The organism is Mycobacterium zoologicum, from assembly GCF_020181635.2.
In the GTDB taxonomy this organism is placed as follows: Bacteria; Actinomycetota; Actinomycetes; order Mycobacteriales; family Mycobacteriaceae; genus Mycobacterium; species Mycobacterium zoologicum.
The window spans coordinates 1-9,002 of record NZ_JAYJJS010000053.1; the positions used below are offsets into that span (position 1 = coordinate 1).

Below are 9,002 nucleotides of genomic sequence, written 5' to 3' on the forward strand. Positions count from 1 at the left end.
GTTGCCGGCGGCGCCGCCGGCACCACCGTTACCGCCAATGACCGTGCCGGCACCACCGGCACCGCCGGCACCGCCGTTACCACCATTGGTGCCGCCGCCGGTGAGCCCGGCTCCGCCCTCACCACCAATACCGCCGGCACCGCCGTTACCGCCGACGCTGACACCAGTGCTTGCGCCGGCACCACCGGCACCGCCGGCACCGCCGTTACCGCCGACAGCACCGGTGAAGCCAGATCCACCGCCGGCATAGCCACCCGCGCCGCCGTTGCCGCCGATGCTGTAGACACCGGTCCCGTTGTTCCAGCCGGTGGCGCTACCCCCGGCGCCACCCTTACCGCCGTCGCCGCCTGCGTACTGACCGCCACCGCCGCGGCCGCCGGCGCCGCCGGCGAAGGTGCCGGTACCGCCGGCACCACCGTTACCGCCGATACCGCCGGGGCCCCTGCTGCCAAACCCGCCGCCGCCGCCGTAGCCGCCCGCTCCACCGGTGGTCTTCACGGTGTTGTCGGTGGTGGCGCCGGCACCACCGGCGCCGCCGTTACCGCCGATTCCGGCTGCCCCGGTGCCATTGGCGCTGCCACCGCCGCCGCCCTGACCGCCGGCACCGCCGACGCCCGCACTGGTTGCAGAACCAGTGGCGGCACCACCGGCACCGCCGGCACCGCCGTTACCCGCGGCATCGGTCCCGAAGCTCATACCGCCAGTACCGCCACTACCGCCAGCGCCGCCGTTGATGCCGGCACCGCCGGCCGCGCCGGCACCGCCGTCCGCTCCGGCGCCGGCCACCGCCCCGTAGTTCGGGCCACCGCCTTGACCGCCGGCACCGCCCCTACCGCCGTTGCCGAGGAAGGCACCGCTGCCGTCCTTGGCCGCGTCACCACCGGCGCCACCGTTACCGCCGTCCGAGGCGGCTCCGAGCTGGCCGGGCCCGCCGAGGGAACCGTTGAACTTCTCACCGCCGACACCGCCGGCGGCGCCGCTACCACCGAGGCCGCCGATACCGCCGTTGAGGTGGGTGGCGTTCCCGTCGACGACACCGGCGGCGGCCGCGCCGCCGTTACCGGCCGTGCCGGCCGCTCCACCGTTGCCGCCGGCGCCGAAGGTGTATCCGCTGCGGCCGCCGTCACCGCCAGCGCCGGCGGCACCGCCCGTGTTGCCGTTGCCGCTGCCGCCGTTGGCGAACGTACCTGCCGCGCCGTTACCGCCGTCGCCGCCGGCACCGCCGTTGCCGCCGTTGCCGAAGAAAAAGGCCACCGAGGCACCGCCGTCGCCGCCCGCACCACCGGCGAAGCCCGCCGTGATGGCGTTGCCGCCGGCACCGCCGTCACCGCCGAGCCCCATGAACCAGCCACCGGCACCGCCGTCGCCACCGGCCGCACCGGCGCCACCGTCGCCACCGGCACCGCCGTTGCCGATCCAGCCGAGGGCGCTGCCGCCGTTGCCGCCGGCAACACCGGCCGCATCACTGTCCCAGCCGGCGCCGCCGTCACCGAACCACAGGCCGCCGTCGCCGCCGTCGGGGTTGAGCGCCGTTCCGGCCGCGCCGTCACCGATCAGGTACAACCCGGAGAAGTCGTTGATAGCGCCGTTGACCATCTCACCGAACGGGTTGTTGATCCACATCTCGAGCAGCGAGTGGATCGGGACGTAGAAGAAGCTGTTGATCAGATCCGACGTGGTGTCGGCCGCCGAGAATGCGTCCAAGCTGAAATCCGCCGGAGCGGGGTTCGGCTGGAACATGTCGGAGATCCAGTCGAAGTTGAGCAGTTCTTCGCCGTCGGCGTGCGCCGAGGGCGCAGTCGCCAACGGGGCCATGCCGAACGCCAGGAACGCGGCGACCGCGCTGCCAGCGCCGGCCACCCTGTTCAAGCGCCGCGGGCCGGTCCCGGCCTGAGCGCCACTCTGGCTGCTGGTGTGACGACGATTCATTTTCGAACACCTCTCGTGTGAACAGTCCGGTAGAGCGGTTGTGATTTCTCAGTACGGGTCATGCGACGTTCCGGTGATGCGACACCTTGGCTGTGCGGGCTTAGATACTGATGCCGAAGGCGTCCGCAATGGCCGACCAATCAAGGCCGCCCGCATCCGCCCCGCCGGTGTCGCTGCCGCCGTCGAAGAAGTCGGTGGGGATGGTGGGGATGGAGAAGCCGGCCAGCGGCGGCTCCACCCCTGGCGGGGCGCCGGCGCTCTTGCCGTCCCAGTTCCAGGCCTGCCCGCCCATCAGACCGGCCATGGCCTGCTCCCAACCCTGCAGAGCACCGAGCGGACCGACCCCGTGGCTGTCAACGGTGAGCGTGAGCGGCGCCCCGAGAAAGCCCGACGCGTCGATGGCGAAGCCGACACTGTTGAAGATCGAACCGCCGACGGCCGGCACCTCAGAAACCACGTTTCCTGCGGCGTCATACGTCGTGTACGCGGCGTTGGCCACCGCGCCGGTGCTGAACAGCCCGCCGAACGCGAAATCCAGATGCGAGATGGTGCCCGGAGGCACCACACCGTCAAGCATCGGCAGGATGAAATCGAGGTCGAGGGTGGCGCCGTTGAAGAACGCGCCGGTCATGTTGGCCATGATCTCGTTGAGGCCGTCGCCGTCGTTGATGCTGTTCATCAGCGCGATCCAGGGGCTCAGTCCGGGCCCCAGCATCCCCATGATCATTCCGCTCGCCGGTGAGGCGATGAAGTTGAGGATCGGCAGGATCGCGTCGGCATCGGTGCCGGGCGGCAAGAAGGCCGGCAGCAGTTGGGGCAGGATCGTGAACATCAGCGAGTGGCCGATGTTAAAGGTGGTGAGGTCGGCACCTCCGCTCAAGGTGTGCAGAACTGTCGTCACCGCGGTGGGGTCGTCCGCGGGGATGTTGAGCATGGTGTAGGCGTTCGAAACCGCACGCATCTGTTCCTGGATCTCGTTGACCACAACGGGGATCTGCGACGGGTCATTGAGGACGGTCTGGATCCAGGCCTGGGTATTCGCAATGAACTGCTGCGCCGCCACCTCGGGAGCGACGAAGTAGTTGTTGGCCAGCACCGTGAAGTTCTCCGCCGCGGTGTTGTACTGGTCCATCCACGGCGCCAGCGCATCGCCCAGGGTGCTGGTGAGCCCGACATCTCGGATCGTGGAGCTGCCTGCCAGCGGTGTCGCCACCGGCGTGGCGGCGATGAGGCCAGCGCCCACGATCGCAATACCCGTGGTCACGTAGGGGCGAAGGGTTTTCTGCACAGCCATCTCCTTAGGTGAGGTGCCGCCCTCGGCCGGCGCCGGGAGGGGCCCGGGGGGAGGACCCTGACGCTGCCGCGTTGTTGCTGAGATCACACTTATTTACTGATGTGAAACGGGACACTATCCGTGAAGTAGCTAAGAATCAAGCGTATGCGTCAATAAATTTCGCGGCTTTTTCAAAGCAGACACCTGCGGCAGTCCGATTTTGCCTGGTAAACGCTAAGTGAATCCTGAGACCGATCAGGGCACAAGCTCCCAATCCGCCGCACCCCGTGCCACCTGGCCACCCGCCAAACGACCATGGTCGCCGAGCCTGAGCCCGGCGACCATGGTCGCTTTCCTGTGATCGGCTACGTGCCGGGTGTCCCGTCCGCGCCGGTGTTGCCGCCCGAACCGGCCGTGCCGTCGCTGCCCGGCGTTCCGGCACCGGAGGCGGCACCGCCCGAACCTGCCGCGCCGGCGCCACCGGCACTGCCACCGGATCCCGCGGCCCCGCCGGTGCCGTTGCCGGCGCCGCCGGTACCGTGGGCGCCGCCGTTGCCACCGGCACCACCGTTGGCGCCGTTGCCGCCATTGCCGCCGTTGTAGCCGTTGCCGGTGTCGGGGTTGGTGCCGCCGGGCCCGCCGGCGCCACCGGCACCACCGCCCCCACCGCCACCACCCTTACCGCCGTTGCCGCCGGTCCCGCTGGTGGAAGCGCCGCCCGCTCCGCCGTTACCGCCTGCGCCACCGGCGTTGCCGTTACCGCCGTTGCCACCGGCGGCGTTGGGGCTGCTCGGGAGCAGCGGGATGCCACTGGTCCCGGTGGCGCCGTCACTGCCGGTGCCACCGGTTCCACCTGCACCACCGTCTCCGCCGTTACCGGCCGCCGCGGTTCCACCGGCACCACCGTTACCGCCGATGCCCGCAGTCCCGCCGCCGCCGCCGGCACCGCCAAGTCCGCCGTCGCCGCCGTCGACCGAGCCCTTCGCATCGCCACCTGCACCACCGGCGCCGCCGTTGCCACCGGCGAGCCCGGCGTAGGAATGCCCGCCGGTGCCGCCGGCGCCGCCGGCACCGGCGTGACTGCCGGTCGAGAACGGCGACGGAGTCAAGCCCTGGGCCCCGGGCGCGCCGGCCGGAGTGACCACGCCACCGCTGTCGCCACCGGCGCCGCCGTCGCCGCCGTTGCCCGCGGGGCTGCCGCTGGCCAAGCCCGAGAAGCCGTCGCCACCGCCGCCACCACGGCCACCGTTACCGCCGGATGCGGTCCCGCTGCCACCGGCACCACCGTTGCTGCCGGTCCCGGCCTGCCCGCCGCTACTGCTGCCACCTTGGCCGCCGGTTCCGCCGTCGCCGCCGATGCTGACCACGTTCGCGCCGGTCAAGCCGTCCGTCCCGTCGCCCGCCGTGCCACCGCTGCCGCCGCTGCCGGCGCCTTGCGCGAAGCCGCCGCTACCACCGGCGCCTCCGCTACCGCCGATGCTCCAGGTGTGACCGCCCTCCTGGTAGCCCAGGCCCTTGCCGCCCGCAGCACCGTTGCCGCCCGCACCACCGTCGCCGCTGGTGCTGGTGCCGCCGATACCGCCGCCGCCGCCCATGCCGCCGCGCAGGGTGCCGTCACCGCCGGCCGCGCCGTTGCCGCCGGCGCCGCCGGTGCCGGTGTTGCTTCCACCGCCCGAACCGCCGTATCCGCCCTGTCCGCCGGTGGTTGCGACCGTGGCATCGCCGGTAGCGCCGTTTCCGGCGGCGCCGCCGTTGCCGCCGTTGCCGCCGGTGCCGGTGTCGCTACCGCCACCCGTACCGCCGGCGCCACCCTGGCCTCCGAAGCCCACGGTGCCCAGGCCGCCGGTGCCGCCGTCGCCACCGGTGCCGCCGGTGTTGGCGCCCAGCGAAGTCCCGCCCTGGCCGCCCGAGCCGCCCGCGCCACCGGTGTTGTAGGGGTAGCCGGGGCTGGTGGTGCTGACGCCGTTGCCGTCGCCGCCATTGCCGCCTGCACCGCCGTTGCCGCCGGTGTCGCCGTTACCGGCGGCGCCGCCGGTGCCGCCGTTGCCGCCCTGGCCGATGTAGTCGCCGTTGGCGTCCTTGGCGCCGTCGGCACCGGCGCCGCCGTTGCCGCCGTCCGCGCCGTCACCGGTCTGTCCGGCGCTGCCGTAGAACGCGCCGGCGTAGTAGTTCGAGCCGCGGGCACCGCCGGCACCGCCGCTACCGCCCTGTCCGCCCGCACCGCCGGATCCGCCGTTGATCGCGCCGGTGACAGCGTCGCCACCGTTGCCCGCCGCGCCGCCGGCACCACCCTTGCCACCGTCGCCGAACATGAAGCCGCTGCGGCCGCCGGCGCCGCCCTGGCCGCCGGCACCGCCTGCCAGACCGCCACCGCTGCCGCCGTTGGCGACAGAGCCCGCGGCACCGTTCATTCCCGCGCCGCCGACGCCGCCGGCGCCACCGTTGCCGAAGAACCAGGCCGCGGCCGCGCCGCCGTCGCCACCGGCGCCACCGGCACCGCCCGCGGCGGTCGCGGCGCCACCGGCACCGCCGTCGCCACCGTTGCCCATCAGCCAGCCACCGGCACCGCCGTCACCACCGGCCGCACCCGCACCGCCTGCCCCGCCGTCACCGCCGCTGCCGAACATCCCGAGTGCATCGCCGCCGTTGCCGCCGGCCGTACCGGCCACATCGCTGGACCAGCCCGCACCGCCGTCACCGAACCACAGCCCGCCGTCACCGCCGTTGATCGAGTCCTCGGTCCCGGCGGTGCCGTTGCCGATCAGGTACAGACCGGACCAGGTGTTGATCGCCCCGTCGATCTGGGCGCCGAACGGGCTGGTGATCCAGGCCTGCATGGCCGCGTGCATGGGCTCGTAGAACCACTGGTCCATGATTCCGGTCCAGGAGAATGCGTCACCTGCCGCGCCGCCCGGCTCCGCAGCGCTGAACAGTGCGCCCAGGTCCCAGTTGTCACCGGTGTCGGTCAAGTTCGACGAGCCGAACAGGTCGCTGATGATGTCGCCGAGGTCGAAATCGACGTCGGCACTCGCGGGAGGTGCGGTGGCTAACGGGGCCATCCCGAAAGCCAGAAACGCGCCCACGGCGCCGGTGGCGCCGACCACCCGCTTGCGGTACCGCGCTGCGGTGTTACCAGGCTGGCTGCTGCTACGACGACTCATTTGCGAACACCTCTCCTGTGAAGCGGTTCTGAAAAGCAGTGTTGAAGGTTGTCAGGGGATTTTCGGGATGGCGGACGAGCCGGGATCAGCTGATGCCCAGCAGTGCGTTGGCGATGTCACCCAGGTCCAGGCCGGCCAATGCGTCCGATGCCGCGCCCGAGCCTGCCCCACCGTCGTCGAAGAGGCCGTCGGGCACGGTCGGGAAGTCGATTCCCGGCCACGGCGGGCCGACGTCGACCGGTCCCTTGCCGGTCCAGCCGGAACCCAGCAGCGCCCCGACCGTCTGGCCCCACGCCTCCATGGCCGCGATCGGGCCGACCGCTTGGCTCTCGATGCTGATGGGCACCCCGGGCAGCAGGCTGGCCGTGAGCGTGATCCCGAGACTGTTGAAGATCGAGCCGCCCACGGCCGAAACGTCGGTGGTGCTGCCGTCGGGGAGATCCACGCCGTAGGGCCCGACGGCCACGGTGCCTGGGGTCAGCAGGCCGCCGAGCGCGAAGTCCAGGTGGGTGATCTCGGTGCCCGCCGGCAGCAGGCCGGTCTGAGCGATCAACGGAAGCAGGCTGTCCAGGTTGAGCGTGGCCCCGTTGAGGAATCCGTTCATCCAGCTGGCCATGACCTGGTTAAAGCTGTCACCGTCTTGGATGCTGTTCATCATCGCGACCCACGGGGCGATGGACGGGCCCAGTGACCCGATGATGATGCCGCTCAGCGGTGAGGCCAGGAAGTCGACGATCGGCGTTGCGAACGAGGAGATGTCGGCCGGCAGGAATTGCGGCAGCAGCCCGAACAGCAGGTCGTGGCCGAAAGCGAGGGTGGTGAGATCCGTCCCGCTGATGGTGTGGGACGCCACCGTGCCGATGACGCCCTCGAAGCCGTTCAGCGAGACGCCGCCGGAGGCGTTCTGCAGCGTGTAGCCGGTCAGCACCGCGTCGAGGTTGGCCTGCATCTGCTGCATCACGGCCGGGATCTTCGACGGGTCATCGAGGATCTCCTGCCAGAACTGGGTCTGGTTGGCCAACATCTGCTGGAACCCCACGTTGGGGGCCAGGTAATAGTTCTGCAGGAGTGTGGTGGCGTTCTGCGACGCCTCGTTGAACACCGCCGTCCACGGGGCCATCAGGTCGGGCAGGGTGTCGCCGGCGGTGAGGGCGACGTCCCGGACGGTCGCGCCACTCGCCAGCGGGGTCGCAACCGGGGTGGCGGCGATCAGGCCGGAGCCGACGATCGCGATGCCGGCGGTGACGTAGGGGCGAAGGGTTTGCTGCACAGCCATCTCCTTAGGTGAGGTGCCGCCCTCGGCGACGCTGGGAGGGGGCCTAGGAAGGACCGGAGCGCCGCCGTGTTGCTACTTGAATCACACTTATGCACTGATGTGAAACGAAACACTAACCGTGAAGTAGCTAAGATTCAAGCATCTGCGTCAATTGAATTTATGGTGTCTTCCCAGGTCGCACTGATGTCGCTAAGGTTCCGCGGTGGTCAACCATGAGTGAACACTGAGACGGAAAGGGGGAAATGTTCCCGATCTGAAGCACCTCATGAACCACCCGACCACCCGCTGAACGACCACGGTCGCCGAGCCCGGGTGGACTCGGCGACCGTGGTCGCGTTCAGCTGTCGCCGCTGTGTGACTAGCTGCCGGGGTTGCCCCCGGTGCCCACGGCGCCGTCGGCACCCACGGCGCCCGGGTTGCCGTTGGGGGTGCCGGCGCCGCCCGCGCCGAGCGCTCCGCCGGCCCCGAGCGCGCCACCCGCGCCGCCGTCGCCGGGGGTGCCGGTGCCGGCGGCGTTGCCGCCGTTGCCACCGTTGCCACCGTTGCCGCCGCCGCCGCCGTTGGCGCCGTTGCCGCCATGCCCCTGGGCGCCACTGGTGCTCGAGCCGCCGTTACCGCCGGTGCCGGCGCTGCCGCCCTTACCGCCGCTACCGCCCGTGCCACCGGCCAGGCCGTTGCCGTTGGCGCCGGACCCGGCGCTGCCGGTCCCGCCGTCGCCGCCGTTGCCGCCGTGGCCACCGGTCCCGGACGCGCCGCCGGCGCCGCCCGTGCCGGTGTTGGAACCGCCACCGACGCCGCCGTTGCCGCCGGTGCCACCCACGCCGCCGGTACCGCCACCGGCACCGGCGCTGTTGGGCACGCTGGCGCCGTCGGCGCCGTTCCCGCCGGCTCCGCCCGCACCGCCGACGCCACCTGCGCCACCGGCAAGGTCGGTGCCGGTGGTGCCGTCGGTGCCGCTGGTGCTGGCACCACCGGCCGCGCCGGTGCCGCTGTGCCCACCGGCGCCGCCATTGCCGCCGCTGCCGCCGGCCAGGCCGTTGCCGTTGGCGTCGACGCCGCCCGCACCACCGGCACCACCGTTGCCGGCCGCGCCGCCGCGACCGCCGAAACCGCCGGTGCCGCCGTTGCCGGTGCCCGAGGTGCCGCCGGCGCCGGCGTTGCCGCCCTGACCGCCGGCGCCGCCGTCTTGGCCGTTGCCGCCGGCCGCGTTAGCCGAGCTGGTGCCGGCGGCGCCGGTGCCACCGGCACCGCCCGTGCCACCACCGCCGCCGCCGCCGCCGCGACCGTCGGTGGCGGCAGCACCATTACCGGCGCCACCGTGGCCGGCTTGGCCGGCGGCGCCGCCGGCCCCGCCGCACCCAAC

General features: G+C 72.2%; 5 protein-coding genes. All 5 read right to left on the reverse strand.

Going from position 1 to position 9,002, the window contains the following annotated elements:
* Positions 1–1,929, reverse strand: a 1,929-nt coding sequence (locus K6T84_RS23350) for a PGRS repeat-containing protein (protein WP_408066176.1), incomplete at its 3' end; no start/stop codon positions are given.
* 100 nt (positions 1,930–2,029) lie between these two features.
* Positions 2,030–3,223 carry an outer membrane porin GjpA gene (gene gjpA, locus K6T84_RS23355; RefSeq protein WP_408066177.1) on the reverse strand — a complete coding sequence of 398 codons (1,194 nt, stop codon included), beginning with the start codon at positions 3,221–3,223 and terminating at the stop codon, positions 2,030–2,032.
* A 344-nt stretch (positions 3,224–3,567) separates the two neighbouring features.
* Positions 3,568–6,363 carry a PGRS repeat-containing protein gene (locus K6T84_RS23360; protein ID WP_304621274.1) on the reverse strand — a complete coding sequence of 932 codons (2,796 nt, stop codon included), beginning with the start codon at positions 6,361–6,363 and terminating at the stop codon, positions 3,568–3,570.
* Positions 6,364–6,448: 85 nt separating this feature from the next.
* Positions 6,449–7,639, reverse strand: coding sequence for an outer membrane porin GjpA (gene gjpA / locus K6T84_RS23365; protein ID WP_224862354.1), 1,191 nt, complete (start codon positions 7,637–7,639; stop codon positions 6,449–6,451).
* Positions 7,640–7,997: 358 nt separating this feature from the next.
* The coding region (locus K6T84_RS23370; RefSeq protein WP_329786938.1) for a hypothetical protein at positions 7,998–9,002 on the reverse strand (1,005 nt) is incomplete at its 5' end.